At 70.1% G+C, this 18470-nt stretch carries 15 protein-coding genes; 13 read left to right on the top strand and 2 right to left on the bottom strand.

Translation table 11 applies throughout. The features are described from left to right. Nucleotides 1-7 precede the first annotated feature (7 nt). The 4 genes from EDD90_RS55460 to EDD90_RS15405 all read left to right on the top strand — a co-directional run bounded on the left by EDD90_RS55460 (nucleotide 8) and on the right by EDD90_RS15405 (nucleotide 6931). A complete protein-coding gene (locus tag EDD90_RS55460; protein WP_185149108.1) occupies nucleotides 8-2779 on the top strand; it encodes an ATP-binding cassette domain-containing protein in 2772 nt (923 codons plus the stop codon). A 162-nt stretch (nucleotides 2780-2941) separates the two neighbouring features. Next, nucleotides 2942-3829, top strand: coding sequence for a FadR/GntR family transcriptional regulator (locus tag EDD90_RS15415; protein ID WP_123973566.1), 888 nt, complete (start codon nucleotides 2942-2944; stop codon nucleotides 3827-3829). A 562-nt stretch (nucleotides 3830-4391) separates the two neighbouring features. Next, a complete protein-coding gene (locus tag EDD90_RS15410; protein WP_123973565.1) occupies nucleotides 4392-5942 on the top strand; it encodes an RNA polymerase sigma factor in 1551 nt (516 codons plus the stop codon). A 122-nt stretch (nucleotides 5943-6064) separates the two neighbouring features. Then, nucleotides 6065-6931: a serine protease gene (locus EDD90_RS15405; RefSeq protein ID WP_123973564.1), complete on the top strand. Its 867-nt coding sequence runs from the start codon at nucleotides 6065-6067 to the stop codon at nucleotides 6929-6931. Between the two features lie 101 nt (nucleotides 6932-7032). Here EDD90_RS15405 and EDD90_RS15400 read toward each other — a convergent pair whose 3' ends face one another. Then, on the bottom strand, nucleotides 7033-7263 hold the full coding sequence (locus EDD90_RS15400) for a hypothetical protein (protein WP_123973563.1): 231 nt from the start codon (nucleotides 7261-7263) through the stop codon (nucleotides 7033-7035). Nucleotides 7264-7704: 441 nt separating this feature from the next. Between EDD90_RS15400 and EDD90_RS15395 the strand changes: the two genes are divergently transcribed. The 6 genes from EDD90_RS15395 to EDD90_RS15370 all read left to right on the top strand — a co-directional run bounded on the left by EDD90_RS15395 (nucleotide 7705) and on the right by EDD90_RS15370 (nucleotide 14817). After that, entirely contained in the window at nucleotides 7705-9828 is a 2124-nt protein-coding gene (locus EDD90_RS15395) for a type IIA DNA topoisomerase subunit B (RefSeq protein ID WP_123973562.1), read from the top strand. Between the two features lie 421 nt (nucleotides 9829-10249). Further along, nucleotides 10250-10783 (top strand): CcdC protein domain-containing protein, encoded by a 534-nt coding sequence (locus EDD90_RS15390; protein ID WP_123973561.1) that lies wholly within the window; start codon nucleotides 10250-10252, stop codon nucleotides 10781-10783. Continuing rightward, nucleotides 10780-11931: a sensor histidine kinase gene (locus EDD90_RS15385; protein ID WP_123973560.1), complete on the top strand. Its 1152-nt coding sequence runs from the start codon at nucleotides 10780-10782 to the stop codon at nucleotides 11929-11931. The genes EDD90_RS15390 and EDD90_RS15385 overlap by 4 nt, the downstream gene beginning before the upstream one ends. Beyond that, nucleotides 11928-12605: a response regulator transcription factor gene (locus EDD90_RS15380; RefSeq protein WP_123973559.1), complete on the top strand. Its 678-nt coding sequence runs from the start codon at nucleotides 11928-11930 to the stop codon at nucleotides 12603-12605. Before EDD90_RS15385 ends, EDD90_RS15380 begins: the two co-directional genes overlap by 4 nt. A 68-nt stretch (nucleotides 12606-12673) precedes the next feature. After that, nucleotides 12674-13228 carry a DUF485 domain-containing protein gene (locus EDD90_RS15375; RefSeq protein WP_123973558.1) on the top strand — a complete coding sequence of 185 codons (555 nt, stop codon included), beginning with the start codon at nucleotides 12674-12676 and terminating at the stop codon, nucleotides 13226-13228. Then, nucleotides 13225-14817, top strand: coding sequence for a cation acetate symporter (locus EDD90_RS15370; RefSeq protein ID WP_123973557.1), 1593 nt, complete (start codon nucleotides 13225-13227; stop codon nucleotides 14815-14817). Before EDD90_RS15375 ends, EDD90_RS15370 begins: the two co-directional genes overlap by 4 nt. Nucleotides 14818-14839: 22 nt before the next feature. Here the strand turns inward: EDD90_RS15370 and EDD90_RS15365 are convergent, their stop codons facing one another. After that, nucleotides 14840-15532, bottom strand: coding sequence for a response regulator (locus EDD90_RS15365; RefSeq protein WP_123973556.1), 693 nt, complete (start codon nucleotides 15530-15532; stop codon nucleotides 14840-14842). Nucleotides 15533-15691: 159 nt separating this feature from the next. On the opposite strand from EDD90_RS15365, the gene EDD90_RS15360 reads away from it, so the two are divergent. From EDD90_RS15360 to EDD90_RS15350, 3 genes are read left to right on the top strand one after another with little or no spacing between them, the layout of a single operon-like run. Then, nucleotides 15692-16507 carry an ABC transporter ATP-binding protein gene (locus tag EDD90_RS15360; protein WP_123973555.1) on the top strand — a complete coding sequence of 272 codons (816 nt, stop codon included), beginning with the start codon at nucleotides 15692-15694 and terminating at the stop codon, nucleotides 16505-16507. After that, complete coding sequence (locus EDD90_RS15355; protein WP_123973554.1) at nucleotides 16497-17360, top strand: ABC transporter permease; 864 nt, start codon at nucleotides 16497-16499, stop codon at nucleotides 17358-17360. The genes EDD90_RS15360 and EDD90_RS15355 overlap by 11 nt, the downstream gene beginning before the upstream one ends. A gap of 52 nt (nucleotides 17361-17412) precedes the next feature. After that, entirely contained in the window at nucleotides 17413-18465 is a 1053-nt protein-coding gene (locus tag EDD90_RS15350) for an ABC transporter substrate-binding protein (protein WP_123973553.1), read from the top strand. Nucleotides 18466-18470 lie beyond the last annotated feature (5 nt).

The raw sequence follows: 18470 nt of genomic DNA, 5'->3' as shown, positions 1-18470 counted from the left end.
CCCTAAGGTGATCCAGGCCTTCGGACTGACCAGCAACCCCCGCAAGGCGCACCCGCCCGCCGTCGACGACGTGACCTTCGAAGCGCGCGCGGGGCGCGTCACCGCACTCCTCGGCCCAGCGGGTGCGGGCAAGACCACCGCGCTCAGACTGATGCTCGAACTCCAACAGGGGCGTGGACTCACCTACTTCAGGGGCCGCCCCCTGCATCGCATCGCCCACCCGTCGTACGAGGTCGGCGTGGTCCTCGGCGATGTCCCCGGCCACCCGTCCCGCTCGGTCCGCGGCCATCTGCGCATGCTGTGCGCGGCGACCGGAGTCCCGGCCCGCCGCGCCGACGAGGTGCTCGAAGCGGTCGGTCTCGTCGGCCTGCGCGAAGAGCGCCTGGGCACGCTGTCGCGCGGCATGGACCGCCGGCTCGGCCTGGCCTGCGCCCTGCTTCCCGACCCGCACACCCTCGTCCTGGACGAACCCGCGCACGGTCTCTCCACGCGTGAAGCCCGTTGGGTGCACGCCATGCTCCGGGCGCACGCCGCTCAGGGCGGCACGGTGCTGTTCACCACCGCCGAATCCAAGGAGGCCGCTCGCGTCGCGGACCGGGTCGTCACCCTGGAGAGCGGCAGGCTCGTCGCGGACCAGGAGGTCATCGAGTTCGCCCGCACCCGGCTGCGCCCCCGCGTGGCCGTCCGCAGCCCCCACGCCGCACGGCTCGCCGCCCTCCTCGTCCAGGAGGCCCGCGCCGGTCAGCGCTCGGTGGAAGTCGTGCAGGAAGGCGGCAACCGTCTCTCGGTGTACGGCAGTACGACCGCCGAGGTCGGTGAGTCCGCGTTCCGCAACGGCATCCTTGTCCACCAACTCGCGGACGAGACCGGCGATATGGGGCCGAGCGCCGGCCCGGAGCCGCTGACGGGTGAGCGGCCGGAGGCCGTGCGGCGGCAGCGGATCGAGGCCGAGGACGAGCCGATCGCCGCCGACGGGAACCGAACGGCGTACGACCGGCGCGATGCTGACGATGTGCCGGCCACCGACCGGTGGGCCGCGCCCGGTGCGGATCGACGCGAGGAATCGGGCAGTACCCCGGTCACCCCGCAGCCGCGGGCGGCGGTCCCCCCGAGGCCGGGGAGCCAGTCACGTATCAGCACCGAAAGGGAGCCGGGACCGGGGCACTCGTCGACCGACCCGGAGCCTTCCGTCACGACCGAACCGCAGCCGCCCGCGTCCGCCGGGGCGCTCGCCGACGGGCGGACGGCCACGCCCGAGTCATCGCACGTAGACCCGCCCACCCACGCCTGTCCGGCCGAGCCCCAGGCGGTCGCGCTCTCGGCCCGGCCGAGGACCGCCTTCGCAGGCATCCGGCCAACGGCCCCCGCCCCATCCGCGCCACGGCAGACCCCGGCCGCATCCCCGGAGCCGTCGGCCCGCATGACATCCACGGAGCCGGTCTCCGCCACCGTCCCCGCCCAGCCACCGGCCTCTACGTCGTCCGCGCAGTCGCCTGCCACTGCTGTTTCCTCCCAGCCGCAGACGGCAGCCGCATCGCTCCAGCCACCGGCCGCCACCGCATCCCGTGAGTCGTCGGCTGCCGCATCCGCGCAGCCGCAGACCGCCGTCGCATCCGGTCGGCCGGCGGCCACCGCCGCGTCCGCTCAGCCGGCGGCCGTCGTGGCTTCCTCCCGGCCGCAAACCGTCACCACGCCGGCCCAGTCGCCGGCCCTCGCCACATCCGCCCAGCCGCCGGTACCGGGCCGTCCTGTATCCGGCGCCCTCGCTACTCCGGCTGCCTCCCTCCAGCCACCGACCCACGCCGTACCCGTCGAAACCTCCCCAGCCGAATCCTCCACAGCTCAGCGCCCCGCCGGACAGCCGCGGCCGCAACCGAAGCCGCAGCCCCACAAGCCCCCCACAGCCCCCGACGCCCCCGCTCCTTCCGCGGCCGGTCACGCCCGCCGCCCCGAAGACCCCACTCCCGACGCCTCGTCCTCCCTCCCGCCGCCCATCTCCGTCCGCTCCGCCCCCAGCCCCCTCCGCCCCCTGCGGTACGAGCTCCGTCGGGCCGCCGGGATCGGCGCAGGCTTCGTCATCTGCGGTGTCGTACTGCTGGTGTCCGCCGTCACCGCCGTCCTGCTCGCACGGCTCGGACACACCCCGCAGGCCCGGTTGTTCGCGGCGTGGCCGCGAGAGCTGCCGCTGCCCCCTGCAGCGCTCGGCGCCGGATTGCTCGGGGCACTGGCCTTCGGCGACGAGTTCCGCCACCCCGCGCTGGCGGCGGACCGCGGCACCGTCCCCCGCCGGCTGGGGCTGCTCACCGCGAAACTCCTGGTGTCCGGAGCCACCGCGGTGCTGCTCTCTTTCCTCACCATGGGCTGCGACGCCGAAGTGCTCTACCTCGTCTACGGCCGGGAGTTCGCGCAGGTTCCCGCCGACTGGCTTTCACTGACCGCCGGCTGGTTCGGACTGGTCGCCGGCTGCGCCTGGGCCGGTGTGCTGGCGGCGGGCGTCTTCCGTTCCACCACGGCGGGTCTCGCCGCGGTGCTCGCCGTACCCGTGCTCGTGGTACCCGTCGTACACAAGGCACTGCAGGGACCAGGTGTACGGATGACCGCCGGACTTCCGGTGCGGCTGCGGGAGGTGTTCCTGCTGCGATGGCCCTTCGGGGGAGAGCGCTATCTGGTCGGAGCGGTGCGGGTGCTCGCCCAACCCGTGGGCGGGGCGCTGGCGTTGTCGCTCACCGCGCTGCTCTGCGCGTATCTGTTCACCACCCTGCGTGCCAGGGGCAGATGACCACGGACCGGGCGCTTCCGATCCCACCGTGCGCACAACTCCCCGCAGAAAGGCCATTTCTTTCCGATAAGGCGTCAATTGCGACGGGGTGAGCGATCACCCTTTCGTGTGCTTTTCACCAAAGACCTCAAGGGAGTTGGAGGCAGCGCCGACAAAGGATCCGTGAGTACCCTTGCGCACACCATGATGACCGCCGCCCGCTCCGCAGACTCTGGTCTGGTCGGCCCGGGCGAACTCGACCGCTACCCGTATGCGGAGGCCCCCGTCACCGATCGCGTCGGCGTGCCCTCCTGGGAGGGCACGGACCCGGAGCTGGGCCGTGTCGGCCGGCGTGCCGCGGGCAGCCGCGGCCGCGGACTGCACGGTCAACTCGTCCAGCAGCTGGGTCAGATGATCGTTTCCGGCGATCTGGGCGCGGACCGCCCGCTGGTGCCCGAGGAGATCGGCCAGCGTTTCGAGGTCTCCCGCACCGTCGTCCGTGAGTCCCTCCGGGTCCTGGAGGCCAAGGGCCTGGTCAGTGCCCGCCCGAACGTCGGCACGCGCGTGCGACCCGTCAGTGACTGGAACCTCCTCGACCCGGACATCATCGAGTGGCGGGCCTTCGGGCCGCAGCGCGACGACCAGCGCCGTGAGCTCAGCGAGCTGCGCTGGACGATCGAGCCGCTCGCCGCCCGCCTCGCCGCCGGGCACGGGCGCGAGGACGTCCAGCAGCGCCTCTGCGACATGGTCGAGATCATGAGCCACGCCATGGCGCAGGGTGACGCGCTGACGTTCTCGCGCGCCGACGCCGAGTTCCACTCGCTGCTCATCCAGATCGCGGGCAACCGCATGCTGGAGCACCTCTCCGGCATCGTGTCGGCGGCCCTGCAGGTCTCCGGCGGCCCGGTCACCGGCTGTGACCGGCCGAACGAGACGTCCCTGGCCCAGCATGCGCGGATCGTCGACGCGCTCGGCACCGGGGACGGCACGGCGGCCGAGTCGGCGATGCGTCAGCTGCTCACCGTCCACCCCGAGGTCGAGCGCGTGGTGCCCGCCCCGCGCGAGCACTGACCCGCGCCGAGAGCGGTGCGCTCGGTGAGTGCCGTGTTCTCGGGACGCCGCGGGCCCAGGAACCCGCATCCGGCGGACCCCGCCGGAGCCCTCAGGGCTCCGGCGGGGCCCGGCGGCGTGGCGGGGTGTGCGGCGACCGGCGGTACGGCAGGCTCCACGGCAGTCGGGCGAGGTGCCCGGGGCGGTGGTACCCGGCGCCCTGAGGCTTTCCTGTGGACTGCCCCTGAGCTGCCGTGCGGAGTGCCCGGAGCGGCCGTATGGCGGAGCGCCCGGCGGTCCGAAGGGCCGGAGAGATCATCGAGGACAACATCTGCACGCATCTGACCGTTTTTGGGCGCTTACGGGGTGTGACTCGGGCCACGTAGATTGGGCGTAACGCTCTTGCGAACAACGCGATGACCTAAGAGGTGACAGTCGCGGAGGGAATACGGACGCCATTCATGGCGCTGTGAATCTTCCCGGCCCCCGCCCGCGCCGTCGGCCCATCCCCAAGCCGGCGGTCGGCTCCAGTCCGTCCTGGACGGGGCCGGAAGCCGTTTTCCAACGTTCCGAGAGGTTGTTCGTGTCGGCCAGCACATCCCGTACGCTCCCGCCGGAGATCGCCGAGTCCGTCTCTGTCATGGCTCTCATTGAGCGGGGAAAGGCTGATGGGCAGATCGCCGGCGACGATGTGCGTCGGGCCTTCGAAGCTGACCAGATTCCGGCCACTCAGTGGAAGAACGTACTGCGCAGCCTCAACCAGATCCTTGAGGAAGAGGGTGTGACGCTGATGGTCAGTGCCGCGGAGCCCAAGCGCACCCGAAAGAGCGTCGCAGCGAAGAGTCCGGCCAAGCGCACCGCCACCAAGACGGTCGCGGCGAAGACGGTGACCACCAGGAAGGCCACCGCCACGGCCGCCCCTGCGGTGTCCCCCGCCGCAGCCGATGACCCGGCCGAGGAGGGGGCGCCCATGAAGAAGGCCGCCGTCGCCAAGAAGGCCCCCACCGCCAAGAAGACGGCCGCGAAGAAGACCGCGACCGCCGTGAAGAAGACGGTGGCCAAGAAGACCGCCGCCAAGAAGGACGACGTCGAGCTTCTCGAGGACGAGGTTCTCGAGGAGGCCAAGGCGGGCGCCGAGGAGCCCGAGGGCACCGAGAACGCGGGCTTCGTCCTGTCCGACGAGGACGAGGACGACGCGCCGGCGCAGCAGGTCGCGGCCGCCGGTGCCACCGCCGACCCGGTCAAGGACTACCTCAAGCAGATCGGCAAGGTCCCCCTGCTCAACGCCGAGCAGGAGGTCGAGCTCGCCAAGCGCATCGAGGCCGGTCTGTTCGCCGAGGACAAGCTGGCCAACGCCGACAAGCTCGCCCCGAAGCTCAAGCGCGAGCTGGAGATCATCGCCGAGGACGGCCGCCGCGCCAAGAACCACCTCCTGGAGGCCAACCTCCGTCTGGTGGTCTCCCTGGCCAAGCGTTACACCGGCCGCGGCATGCTCTTCCTGGACCTCATCCAGGAGGGCAACCTCGGTCTGATCCGCGCGGTCGAGAAGTTCGACTACACCAAGGGCTACAAGTTCTCCACGTACGCCACCTGGTGGATCCGCCAGGCGATCACCCGCGCCATGGCCGACCAGGCCCGCACCATCCGTATCCCGGTGCACATGGTCGAGGTCATCAACAAGCTCGCGCGCGTGCAGCGTCAGATGCTCCAGGACCTGGGCCGCGAGCCCACCCCGGAGGAGCTGGCCAAGGAACTCGACATGACCCCGGAGAAGGTCATCGAGGTCCAGAAGTACGGCCGTGAGCCCATCTCCCTGCACACCCCGCTGGGCGAGGACGGCGACAGCGAGTTCGGTGACCTCATCGAGGACTCCGAAGCCGTCGTCCCCGCCGACGCCGTCAGCTTCACGCTCCTCCAGGAGCAGCTGCACTCGGTGCTGGACACCCTGTCCGAGCGCGAGGCCGGTGTCGTCTCCATGCGGTTCGGTCTCACCGACGGTCAGCCGAAGACCCTCGACGAGATCGGCAAGGTGTACGGCGTCACGCGCGAGCGCATCCGCCAGATCGAGTCCAAGACCATGTCGAAGCTGCGCCACCCGTCGCGTTCGCAGGTGCTGCGCGACTACCTCGACTAGGTCGCGGCAGTACGTCGTCGAAGGCCCGGTCTCCCCGCGGGGGGACCGGGCCTTCGTGCTGCGGGCAGCGGTGCTCTGGATGACTCTGGGTTTCCCAGTAGCACCCAGAGTGAGGAGCGTGCATGCGCCGTCCTTCTGCCCCGGTCCTGATCCGGCCGCTGATCCTGGCGGCCGTCACCGCGGTCATACCGCTGGCCGGCCCGCCGCCCGCAGCCGCTGACAGTGTTGTCGTCGGAGGGTTTCCCGTCGACGTCTCCCAGGCTCCCTGGACGGTCGCGCTGTCCAGCCGTGACCGGTTCGGGGGTACGCGGGCCGGCCAGTTCTGCGGTGGGGTGGCGATCGGCCGGACCACGGTGCTGACCGCGGCCCACTGCCTGGCCGACGAGGTGATCGGCGGCCCGTCCGACCGGGTACGCGACCTCAAGGTCATCGCGGGCCGCACGGATCTGCTCTCGACGCAGGGCCACGAGATCCCCGTGACCGTCGCCCGGCTCAATCCGAAGTACGACGCCGGTACGAACACCGGCGACTTCGCGGTCCTCACCCTGGCCCAGCCGCTGCCGGCCGACGCGGTCGTCAAGATGGCCGCCAAGGGTGACGCCGCCTACAAGCCCGGTACCAGTGCCCAGGTCACGGGATGGGGTGACGTCACGGGCGGCGGTGACTACTCGCGCCGGCTGTACGCGGCGCACGTCCACGTGCTGGCCGACGAGACCTGCGAGCGGGCCTATCCGGGCGGCGCCGAAGGCACCTACCGGGCGGGCTCCATGGTGTGCGCCGGGGAGGCCACGGGCGGTCCCGACGCGTGCCAGGGTGACAGCGGGGGGCCGCTGGTCGCCGAGGGGCGTCTGATCGGGCTCGTGTCATGGGGCAACGGCTGTGGACGCCCGGGGAGCCCTGGCGTCTATACGCGCGTCTCCGAGGCCGTGCGGGCGCTGGGCCCCGGCGGTGCCCTCAACGGGTCACGCCTGCCTCACAAGCGCTCCTGAGGGCCGCTGCGGGCATACGACGACGGGCGGCCGCTCCCCTCGGGGAGCGGCCGCCCGTTCACCGGCCTGTGCCGGGGCTGGCTCGTCGTGGATGCGAGAGGTCAGCGCTCATCTTCGGAGGCGGTGGCAGGGGCGGTCGTCAGCCGCTCCGTCTCGTCCTGTATCTCAGCGGCGATCTTCTTGAGTTCCGGCTCGAACTTGCGACCGTGGTGGGCGCAGAAGAGCAGTTCTCCGCCGCTGAGCAGCACGACGCGCAGGTATGCCTGGGCGCCGCAGCGGTCGCAGCGATCGGCGGCCGTCAGGTGGCTCGCGGGGGTCAGAACAGTAGTCACGTCGCCTCTTCTCTAGCTCGACGAGCTGTCGTACCAGGGTCAACATCCAACCAGCCCGAAAACGTTCCCGCTCGGAGCTTCTCCTCGAAAAAAATCTTTCGAGGTGGCCGTCTGCTGCCGGTTGGCGGCGAATGTGCCGTATTGCGTGTCTTGCGGTGCTTACGGGTTCGCGCGATTCATCGGTCTCATCCTCCCGGCCGGGTTGCCGGTTGTTTGTGAGGACGTGCCCGGAGCCTAAATGGTTCATGCCTCGAAGGGAACGTGATATGTACTTCACTCCATCGAGGGATCGAACACCCATACGACCCTGGACTAGTGTGAGTTCTCTACGAGGGTGGCGTTACAACGGCTCTACCAGGCCTCGGTACCCTCTGAACGGCGACCGAAGCCGGCCCCTTACCCCAAAGGGGCCCCACTGAAATTCAGCGAGGAGCGAACCGCGTGACCGCCGATACGTCCGTGCCGTCCACTGCGCTGCTGGCAGGAGCAGACCGGGACGGCTCCAACTACACCGCGCGGCACCTGCTCGTTCTCGAGGGCCTCGAAGCCGTGCGCAAGCGTCCCGGCATGTACATCGGCTCCACCGACAGCCGTGGTCTGATGCACTGCCTGTGGGAGATCATCGACAACGCCGTGGACGAGGCCCTCGGCGGCTACTGCGACCACATCGACGTCATCCTTCACGACGACGGCTCCGTCGAGGTGCGGGACAACGGCCGCGGCATCCCCGTGGACGTCGAGCCCAAGACCGGCCTGTCCGGCGTCGAGGTCGTCATGACCAAGCTGCACGCCGGCGGCAAGTTCGGAGGCGGCTCCTACGCCGCCTCCGGCGGTCTGCACGGCGTCGGCGCCTCCGTGGTCAACGCGCTCTCCGCGCGCCTCGACGTCGAGGTGGACCGTGGCGGCCAGGTGCACGCGATCAGCTTCCGCCGCGGTGTGCCGGGGGCCTTCGCGGGCGTCGGCCCGGACGGCAAGTTCGAGTCCGGCAGCGGGCTGCGCAAGATCAAGAGGGTGCCCAAGACCCGCACCGGCACGCGTGTGCGCTACTGGGCCGACCGCCAGATCTTCCTCAAGGACGCCAAGCTCTCCTTGGAGACCCTGCACCAGCGCGCCCGCCAGACCGCGTTCCTGGTGCCCGGCCTGACCATCGTCGTCCGTGACGAGTACGGCCTGGGCGAGGGCGGCAGCAAGGGCGAGGAGTCGTTCCGCTTCGACGGCGGCATCAGCGAGTTCTGCGAGTACCTGGCTACCGACAAGCCGGTCTGCGACGTCCTCCGCTTCTCCGGCCAGGGCACCTTCAAGGAGACCGTCCCGGTCCTGGACGAGCACGGCCAGATGACTCCCACCGAGGTCACCCGCGAACTCGGCGTCGACGTCGCGATGCGCTGGGGCACCGGTTACGACGCGAACCTGAAGTCGTTCGTCAACATCATCGCCACGCCCAAGGGCGGCACCCACGTGGCCGGCTTCGAGCAGGCCGTCCGCGAAACCCTCAACGAGGTACTGCGTGCCAAGAAGCTGCTGCGCGTCGCCGAGGACGACATCGTCAAGGACGACGCCTTGGAGGGCCTCACCGCCGTCGTCACCGTCCGCCTCGCCGAGCCGCAGTTCGAGGGCCAGACCAAGGAGGTCCTCGGCACCTCGGCGGCCCGCCGGATCGTGAACAACGTGATCTCCAAGGAACTGAAGGCGTTCCTGACCTCCACCAAGCGCGACGCGGCCGCCCAGGCCCGCGTGGTCATGGAGAAGGTGGTCGCCGCCGCGCGGACCCGTATCGCCGCCCGCCAGCACAAGGACGCGCAGCGCCGCAAGACGGCTCTGGAGTCCTCGTCGCTGCCGGCCAAGCTCGCCGACTGCCGCAGCGACGACGTCGAGCGCAGCGAGCTCTTCATCGTCGAGGGCGACTCCGCGCTCGGTACGGCGAAGCTGGCCCGGAACTCCGAGTTCCAGGCGCTGCTGCCGATCCGCGGCAAGATCCTCAACGTGCAGCGGTCCTCGGTCACGGACATGCTCAAGAACGCCGAGTGCGGCGCGATCATCCAGGTCATAGGGGCGGGCTCCGGCCGCACCTTCGACATCGACGCGGCCCGCTACGGCAAGATCATCATGATGACCGACGCCGACGTCGACGGCTCGCACATCCGCTGCCTGCTGCTGACGCTGTTCCAGCGCTACATGCGGCCCATGGTCGAGGCGGGCCGGGTCTTCGCGGCGGTGCCGCCGCTGCACCGTATCGAGATCGTCCAGCCCAAGAAGGGCCAGGACAAGTACGTGTACACGTACTCGGACCGGGAGCTGCGCGACAAGCTCATGGAGTTCCAGAGCAAGGGCGTCCGGTACAAGGACTCGATCCAGCGCTACAAGGGTCTGGGCGAGATGGACGCCGACCAGCTGGCCGAGACGACGATGGACCCGCGTCACCGCACCCTGCGCCGTATCAACCTCTCCGACCTCGAAGCGGCCGAGCAGGTCTTCGACCTCCTGATGGGCAATGATGTCGCCCCTCGCAAGGAGTTCATCTCCGGCTCGGCGGCGACACTGGACAGGTCGCGGATCGACGCGTGACCGCTGCGCAGTGCCGCCGCCGACGCACCTGACTTGAGGGGGGTCCGTCGGCCGGAGGCCCTCGCCGGGCGCTGCTCAGGCGCCTGTGCGGGCGACGAGGTGTGATCGGGAGCCCCGGCAGATGCCGGGGCTCCTCGGTCGTTCCGGGGGTGCGGCGCGCCTCGTGCCGGGGCGGGCACGGTCTCCGCCAGGTCCGGAGCCCCTCGCGACCCGCCCCGGAGGTGTGCTTCCAGGGCACCTCCGGGCTGCTGCTCCGGTGGCTCCCGGGTTCCTCTCCACCCGGGGGTGGAGAGATCCCGCTCGCCGGATTCCACCCGGGGTCCACCCTCACTCCGATCTGCTGACCTGCGCGTTTCCGTAGTGTCGAAGGCGTCGGCAGCTCCCGCTCCCGACACCACCCCTTCCGCTCACGGAGGCTCCGATGCCCGGGCTCGTCAACGCGTTGCTGATCGTGGCAGTCGTCGTCGTGGTGATCGTGCGCCAGTTTCGTGCCCGCCCCGTCGACACCGGCCGGCGCTGGTGGCTGCTGCCCGTGATCCTCGCGGTCGTCGCGCTTCGCGAACCCGGCATACTCGACGCCCACCACCGCACCGGATCCGCCGTGCTGCTCGCCACCGAGATACTGGTGGGACTGGTGATGGGCGCCGCCTGGGCCTGGACCACCCGCGTGTGGACGGAACCCGACGGCGTCGTGTGGACCAAGAGCACCAAGGCGAGCGCGTTCGTCTGGTTCGCCGGTATAGCCGTGCGCATCGGCCTCTTCGCCCTCGGAGCCGTACTCGGCATCCATCAGGACAGCGCGGCCCTGATGCTCGGGCTGGCGGTCCTCCTGCTGGTCCGCTCCGGCATCCTCGTCTGGCGTGCCCAGACGCTCTCCTCCGCTCCGTCCACGGGCGGTCCCACCCGGGCGTACGGTGACGACATGGCCCGGGCCACCAGGAAGGAGGGCGTGTGACGGAGAACGTCTGGACGCGCTGGCCCTCCCGCGAAGCGCTGAGCCGCGCCGGGATCGCTCCGGCACGGCGCGCGCTCGCCTGGTTCGTGCGGCTGCTCGTCCTCGCCCTCCTCCTGTGGGGTGCCTTCCATGAACGGCACGTCCACGGCTGGGCCGCCATGGCGGCCGTGGCCGGTGTGATCGTGACCGCCGTCGTCTCCTGGGGCTTCTTCCGGACCACCTACGCCCACCGGCTGGTGCCCTCCCTGGCGCTCGTCAGCCTCCTTCTGGCGATCGCGATCGTCGCGCAGGCCGAGGGGTTCCGGGGCCCGGCACTTGTCATCTGGTGCGGTTGCGGGATCTCCGCGCTGGAGCGGCTGCCGCTCGGTGCCGCCGTACCCGTCGCTTCCGTCGGCCTGGCCTCGTACTCCGCGTACAACAACGACGTGTGGCTGACCACGGCGGCCACGGCCGTCGGCATGGCCCTCGCCGGCTATGTGCTGCGGCTCGACGCCGAGGCCCGGGGCAGCGCCCAGCGGCTGCTGGCCCAGGAGCGCGCGGCGAGAGCGGCCGAGGCGGAGTCGGCGGCGCTGGCGGAGCGGGCCAGGATCGCCCGGGAGATCCACGACGTACTGGCCCACAGCCTCTCGGCCCAGATGGTGCACCTGGAGGCGGCGCGGCTGCTGATCGAGCGCGGAGCCGACCGGGAGCAGATCCTCGAACGGGTCGTGGCCGCCCGGGGAATGGCCCGGGACGGACTCGCCGAGACCCGCCAGGCACTGTCCGCCCTCCGCGGTGAGCTGACCCCGCTGGAGGACTTCCTCACGGAGATCGTCGGGTCGGTCGACGGCGCCGGTGTCACCGTGACGGGTGAACGCAGGGCCCTGCCCGCCGAGGCGTCACAGACCGTACGACGCGTCGCCCAGGAGGCCCTGACGAATGTCCGCAAGCATGCCTACGGCGCCAAGGTCCAGGTACGGCTGGACTACAGCGAGCACGAAGTGACGCTGAACGTGAGGGACTCGGGCGGTCGTCCGGGCGAACTCACCGGCGCGGGCAGCGGGTACGGTCTGCTGGGTATGCGGGAGCGGGCCGAGTTGCTGGGCGGGTCGCTGGAGGCAGGGCGTGACGACGAGGGGTTCGAGGTGACGTTGAGGGTGCCCGCATGACGGAGGGGGAGAAGAAGCCCGCGCGGGTGGTGGTCGCCGACGACCAGACAGTGGTCAGGGAGGGCATCGTGATGCTCCTCGGGCTGCTCCCCGGCGTGGAGGTCGTCGGAGCGGCGGGCGACGGGGAGGAGGCGGTACGGCTGGTCGCCGAACTCGCTCCGGACGTGGTGCTGATGGACCTGCGGATGCCGCGTTGCGACGGGGTGGAGGCGACCCGGCGGATCAGGTCGGAATATCCCGGGACACAGGTCGTGGTGCTCACCACGTTCGCGGACGACGAGTCGCTGTTCCCGGCGCTGAGAGCCGGCGCCCGTGGCTACCTCACCAAGGACGCGGGCGGCGACGAGATCGTGCGGGCTGTGGAGAGCGTGCTCTCGGGAGACGCGGGACTGTCGCCGAGCATCCAACGGCGGCTGCTGGAAAGGCTGTCGCAGCCCGAGCCGGCGCCCGTGGCCACCGAGGCGCCCGACGGGCTGACCGCGCGGGAGACCGAGGTCCTGGTGCTGATCGCCGAGGGGCTCACCAACCAGGAGATCGCCCGGAAGCTGCATGTCTCCACCGCGACTGTGAAGACGCATATCAACAACCTGTTCGCCAAGACGGGGCTCAAGGACCGGGCCCAGGCCGTGCGTTATGCCTACGGGAAGGGATTGGTGCGGCCACCAGCGGATTGAGTCACCTGATGGGGTGAGACCCGGGGGAAGAAGAGTCAGGGATCTTCCCGGTCTGTCCATCCTTGGGCATGCAGTCAAGCAACGGGCGTCACCGTGACGGCGGAGGCGGCTCCGAGAGTCCGGCCGAACGGCACGAGGACCAGGGCGAGTACGGCACGGCCTCGCGAGAAGTCAGGTACGAGGATCCCTGGTACGACGCGCTGGCCTCCGGCTGGGGCGAGGTGGACGGCCCCGGGGCACCGGCTCCCGTGCCGGCCGCGCGAACGGAGCGGGATGCGGCGGCCGTTCGCGCCCGTGACGTGTATCTGGAGGTGCAGCGCAGCGCGGCCTTCCAGGAGGTGCGCAGCCGTTACCGAAGGTTCGTGGTGCCCGGATTCGCCGTCTTCTTCACCTGGTACGTGGGGTACGTGGTGACCGCGACGACCGTGCCCGGGCTGATGGCGAGGCCCGTCGCGGGGGCCGTGAACGTGGGGATGGTCGCGGGGCTCGGGCAGTTCCTCACCACGTTCGTGCTCACCTGGGCCTACGCCCGGCACGCGCGGCTGCGCAGGGACCGCGCCGCACTGGACCTGCGCTGGGACACCCAGGAGCTGACGCGCGGAGCCCGAGGTGGTGAGTCATGACGGGCCGTCACCAGACGCTGGCCCTGCTGCTGTTCAGCGTGTTTGTCGCCGTGACGCTCGGGATCACGACCTGGGTGAGCCGGAAGCGGCGTGGTTCGGCCGAGGAGTTCTACGCCGGAGGCCGGCTCTTCTCCCCGATGGAGAATGGTTTTGCCATCGCGGGCGACTACATGTCGGCGGCCTCCTTCCTCGGCGTGACCGGGCTCATCGCGCTCTTCGGCTATGACGGGCTGCTGTATGTGGTGGGCTTCCTGGTCGCGTGGCTGGTCGTGCTGTTCCTGGTGGCCGAACTCGTGCGCAACTGCGGGCGGTTCACGCTCGCCGACGTGATCGCCGCACGGATGAGCGAGCGGCCCGTCCGGATCGCGGCGGGAACTTCCTCGGTCACGGTGTCCGTTCTCTATTTGGTGGCGCAAATGGTGGGGGCGGGCAGCCTGGTCGCGCTGCTGCTGGGGCGGACGAGTGAGGCGGCCCAGGCGTGGACGGTCATCGGGGTCGGCGCGCTGATGGTGATCTATGTGTCGTTGGGAGGGATGCGGGCCACCACCTGGATCCAGATCGTGAAGGCGGTCCTGCTGCTGAGCGGGACGGTGGCGCTGACCGTGCTGGTGCTGCTGCGGTTCCACGGCGACGTCGACCGGCTGCTGCTCACGGCCGCCGACCGCAGTGGGCACGGGCAGGCGTTCCTGGCGCCGGGGCTCAAGTACGGGGGAAGCTGGAGCGCGCGGCTGGACTTCATCAGCCTGGGGATGGCGCTGGTCCTGGGGACGGCGGGGCTGCCGCACATCCTGTCCCGCTTCTACACGGTGCCGACCGCGAAGGCCGCCAGGCGTTCGGCGGTGTGGTCGATCGGGCTGATCGGCGGCTTCTACCTGATGACGATCGTGCTCGGTTTCGGAGCGGCGGCCGTCGTCGGGCCGGATGTGGTGCGCGCGTCGAGTGCGTCGGGGAACACGGCGATTCCGTTGCTGGCGCTCGATCTGGGCGGCGGCGCGGGCTCCACAGGCGGAACGGTTCTGTTCGCGGTCGTCGCCGCCGTCGCGTTCGCCACCATCCTCGCGGTGGTCGCCGGGATCACCCTCGCCTCCTCGGCATCCGTCGCCCACGACCTGTACGCCTCGCTGCGCAGGCCGCACGCCAGGCAGCGCAGCGAGGTGGCGGTGGCGCGCACGTCGGCGGTCGGCATCGGCGTGGTGGCCATCGCCCTGGGCCTGCTGGCCAAGGACATGAACGTCGCCTTCCTGGTGGGTCTGGCCTTCGCGGTGGCTGCGTCGGCGAATCTGCCGGCGCTGCTGTACTCGCTGTTCTGGCGTGGCTTCACGACCCGCGGCGCGGTGTGGGCCGTATACGGCGGACTGGTTCCTGCCCTGGGTCTGGTCGTGCTGTCCCCGGTGGTGTCGGGGAGCCCGGACTCGCTGTTTCCGGGCGTGGACTTCCAGTACTTCCCGTTGCAGAACCCGGGGATCGTCTCCATCCCGCTCGGCTTCCTCGCCGGCTGGCTCGGCACGGTCACCTCGGACGAGGTCCCGGACGAGGCCAAGCACGCGGAGACCGAGGTGCGGTCGCTGACCGGGGCGGGAGCGGTCTGAAGGGACAGCGGTGCCGAAGGCGCTACGGCGCCACCCATGCGTACCGGTGCTCCGGACGGCCGGTGTCGCCGTACTTCAGGGAGAGACGGAGGCGGCCGGCCTGTTCCAGGTGGCGGAGGTAGCGCTGCGCGGTGGAGCGGCTCAGGCCGGTCTCGGCGGCCACCTCGTGGGCCGAGAGCGGGTGGCCCGCGCGGTGCAGGACCCCGCAGATGAGGTCGGTCGTGGGTTCGGACTGGCCGCTGGGCAGGCCGGGCGCGGACGAGGCCGGTGAGGTGCGCAGGGCGCCGAAGATCCGGTCGACCTGTTCCTGCCCGGTCAGGCCCCGGCCGCCGACCCGGTCCACCGTGCGGCGCAGGGCCGCGTAGGAGTCCAGACGGGTCCGCAACGCGGCGAAGGTGAACGGCTTGACCAGGTAGTGCAGGGCGCCCAGACGCATGGCCCGCTGGACGGTGGTCACATCGCTGGCGGCCGTGATCATGATGACGTCGGTGCCATGGCCCTGTTCCCGCATGCGGTGGACGAGTTCGAGGCCGGTCCGGTCCGGCAGATAGTGGTCCAGCAGGACCAGGTCGATGCCCCCGCGCTCGACGGCGGCCAGGGCCTGGGCAGCGCTGTGAGCGCGGGCTGCCACCCGGAACCCGGGAACCTTTCCCACGTACTTGGCGTTTATCTCGGCGACGCGGAAGTCGTCGTCCACCACCAGGACGTCAATCATTCAGGCCTCTCCTTCAAGGCCGGCGAGCGTTAAGCCCGTGTTTCGTCTGCGCAGTTGTAGCGCGAGCAAAAAGAGCACAACAGGTGCTTGCGAGCAAAAGAACGGCTTGCGACCAGAAGACTGCTGCTGTGGTGCGGACCACACCTACCGTCCCGGCCCATGAGCGCAGACACCAGCCCCGCCATCGAGCTACGGGGCGCGAGCAAGATCTTCAAGACCCCGTCAGGGGGTCTGCACACGGCCGTCCGCGACCTCGACCTCACCGTCGGGCGCGGTGAGTTCGTGGCCGTCGTGGGGCCGACGGGTTGTGGCAAGTCCACGACGCTGACCCTGGTCAGCGGGCTGGAGGAGCCCAGCGAGGGCGAGGTGCTGGTGGCCGGCGAGCCGGTGGCCGGCGTCGGCGACAAGGTCGGCTTCGTCTTCCAGCAGGACGCCACCTTCCCCTGGCGGACCGTGCTGTCCAACGTGATGGCGGGCCCCCGCTTCCGGGGCGTGCCCAAGGCGGAGGCCAGGGACAAGGCCCGCACCTGGCTGGCCAAGGTCGGTCTCGCCGCCTTCGAGGACCGTTACCCGCACCAGCTCTCCGGCGGTCAGCGCAAGCGTGTGGCGCTCGCAGCGACCTTCGTCAACGACCCCGAGATCCTGCTCATGGACGAGCCGTTCTCCGCGCTCGACGTGCAGACCCGGGCTCTGATGTCCGACGAACTCCTTGAGCTGTGGGAGGGCACGGGCGCCTCGGTCGTCTTCGTCACCCACGACCTGGAGGAGTCCATCGCGCTGGCCGACAAGGTCGTCGTCATGACCGCCGGGCCCGCGACCGTGAAGCAGGTCTTCGAGATCGACCTGCCCCGCCCCCGCAAGGTCGAGTCGGTGCGTCTGGAGCCGCGGTTCATCGAGATCTACCGCGAGATCTGGGAGTCCCTCGGCGAAGAGGTCCGCATCACCCGTGAGAGGGGTGCCGCGCATGTCGCCTGACACCCTCAGCACACCGGTCGTCGAGACGGCCAAGGCCCCGGACCGGGCGCAGACGCGGGCCCAGGCCGCCCGCAGACGCAAGGCCATCGTGTTCGCCGTGCGCGTGCTGCTCCTGGTGGCGTTCCTCGGCCTGTGGGAGCTGCTGTCCCGGGCCAAGGCCATCGACCCGTTCAACTTCTCGATGCCGTCGAAGATCTGGGATCAGATCTGGACCTGGGGCACGCACGGCACCGCGCTCGGCTCCCTGGGCGAGCAGATCTGGTACACGCTCTACGAGGCGTTGCTCGGCTGGGTCATCGGTGTCATCACCGGTGTCGTCTTCGGTATCGCGCTGGGGCGGATCAGCTTCCTCGCCGATGTCCTCGGTCCGTTCATCAAGGTGCTCAACTCGATCCCCAGGATCGTCCTCGCCCCGATCTTCCTGATCTGGTTCGGGCTCGGCCCGTCCTCCAAGGTCGCCTCGGCCGTGGTGCTGGTCTTCTTCCCGGTGTTCTTCAACGCCTTCCAGGGCGCCCGCGAGGTCGACCGCAACCTCGTCGCCAACGCCCGCATCCTGGGGGCCAGCGACCGCCGGGTGACCCTCCAGGTGGTCATCCCGTCGGCCACCTCCTGGATCTTCACCAGCCTCCACGTGAGCTTCGGCTTCGCGCTCATCGGCGCCATCGTCGGCGAGTACATCGGCGCCACCAAGGGCATCGGCCTGCTCGTCTCGCAGTCGCAGAACACCTTCAACCCGGCCGGCGTCTACGCCGCGATGGTCATCCTCGCGGTCGTCGCCCTCGCCGCCGAGGGGCTGCTGACCTTCGCCGAGCGCCGCATCTTCCGCTGGAAGCCGACCGGCTCCGACAGCTGAGCCCGCTTCTTCCCCGCTCCCCGCACCGCCCTCTCACAAGGACGTGAACCCCATGCGCAACACCGCCAGATACGCCTCGCTCGCCGCCGCCGGCCTGCTGGCCCTCTCCTCGCTCACCGCCTGCGCCAACGACGCGGCCAGCTCCACCGCCACCGGCAGCAAGGGCGACGGCAAGGGCGAGAAGGTCAAGATCATGGTCGGTGGCCTGGACAAGGTCATCTACCTGCCCGCCATGCTCACCCAGCAGCTCGGCTACTTCGACGCCGAGGGCCTCGACGTGGAGCTGCTCAGCGAGCCCGCCGGCGTCCAGGCCGAGACCGCGCTCGTCTCCGGGCAGGTCCAGGGCACCGTCGGGTTCTACGACCACACGCTCGACCTGCAGACCAAGGGCAAGGCGGTCGAGTCCGTCGTGCAGTTCTCGCACGCGCCCGGCGAGGTCGAGATCGTCTCCACCAAGGCGGCCGGCGACATCACCTCGCCCAAGGACTTCAAGGGGAAGAAGCTCGGCGTCACGAGCCTGGGCTCCTCGACCGACTTCCTCACCAAGTACCTCGCGGTCAAGAACGGTGTGAAGGTCAGCGAGTTCACGCCGGTCGCCGTGGGGGCCGGAGCGACGTTCATAGCGGCGCTCCAGAAGGGCGCGATCGACGGCGGTATGACGACCGACCCGACGGTCGCCACGGTCCTGGACAAGAAGGCGGGCAACGTCCTCGTCGACATGCGCACCCCCGAGGGTTCGCAGAAGGCCCTGGGCGGCCCGTACCCGTCGTCGAGTCTGTACATGCAGACGGACTGGGTGAACGCGCACAAGGACACCGTCCAGAAGTTGGCCAATGCATTCGTCAAGACGCTCAAGTGGATGTCCACGCACAGCGCCGCCGAGATCGCGGCCAAGATGCCGGCCGACTACTCCCAGGGCGACAAGACGCTCTACACGGAGGCCATCAAGAGCACGCTGCCGATGTTCACCGACGACGGTGTGATGCCCGCGAACGGGCCCGCGACCGTCGAGAAGGTGCTCAAGGCGTTCAACCCGAACATCCAGAACGCCGATGTCGACCTTGCCAAGACGTACACCACGGAGTTCGTCGAGGCCGCCAAGTAGCACGA

The organism is Streptomyces sp. Ag109_O5-1 (genome assembly GCF_003814875.1).
Lineage (GTDB): Bacteria > Actinomycetota > Actinomycetes > Streptomycetales > Streptomycetaceae > Streptomyces > Streptomyces sasae.
Note: the sequence above shows the minus strand (reverse complement) of the source record. Positions and strands in the feature narration are given on the sequence as shown.

Coding starts and splice junctions, on each gene's coding strand:
- EDD90_RS15405 (WP_123973564.1), top strand. CDS start 6,065: ATGCGCCGTCCTTCTGCCCCGGTCCTGATCCGGCCGCTGATCCTGGCG.
- EDD90_RS15390 (WP_123973561.1), top strand. CDS start 10,250: ATGCCCGGGCTCGTCAACGCGTTGCTGATCGTGGCAGTCGTCGTCGTG.
- EDD90_RS15380 (WP_123973559.1), top strand. CDS start 11,928: ATGACGGAGGGGGAGAAGAAGCCCGCGCGGGTGGTGGTCGCCGACGAC.
- EDD90_RS15375 (WP_123973558.1), top strand. CDS start 12,674: ATGCAGTCAAGCAACGGGCGTCACCGTGACGGCGGAGGCGGCTCCGAG.
- EDD90_RS15370 (WP_123973557.1), top strand. CDS start 13,225: ATGACGGGCCGTCACCAGACGCTGGCCCTGCTGCTGTTCAGCGTGTTT.
- EDD90_RS15365 (WP_123973556.1), bottom strand. CDS start 15,532: ATGATTGACGTCCTGGTGGTGGACGACGACTTCCGCGTCGCCGAGATA.
- EDD90_RS15360 (WP_123973555.1), top strand. CDS start 15,692: ATGAGCGCAGACACCAGCCCCGCCATCGAGCTACGGGGCGCGAGCAAG.
- EDD90_RS15355 (WP_123973554.1), top strand. CDS start 16,497: ATGTCGCCTGACACCCTCAGCACACCGGTCGTCGAGACGGCCAAGGCC.
- EDD90_RS15350 (WP_123973553.1), top strand. CDS start 17,413: ATGCGCAACACCGCCAGATACGCCTCGCTCGCCGCCGCCGGCCTGCTG.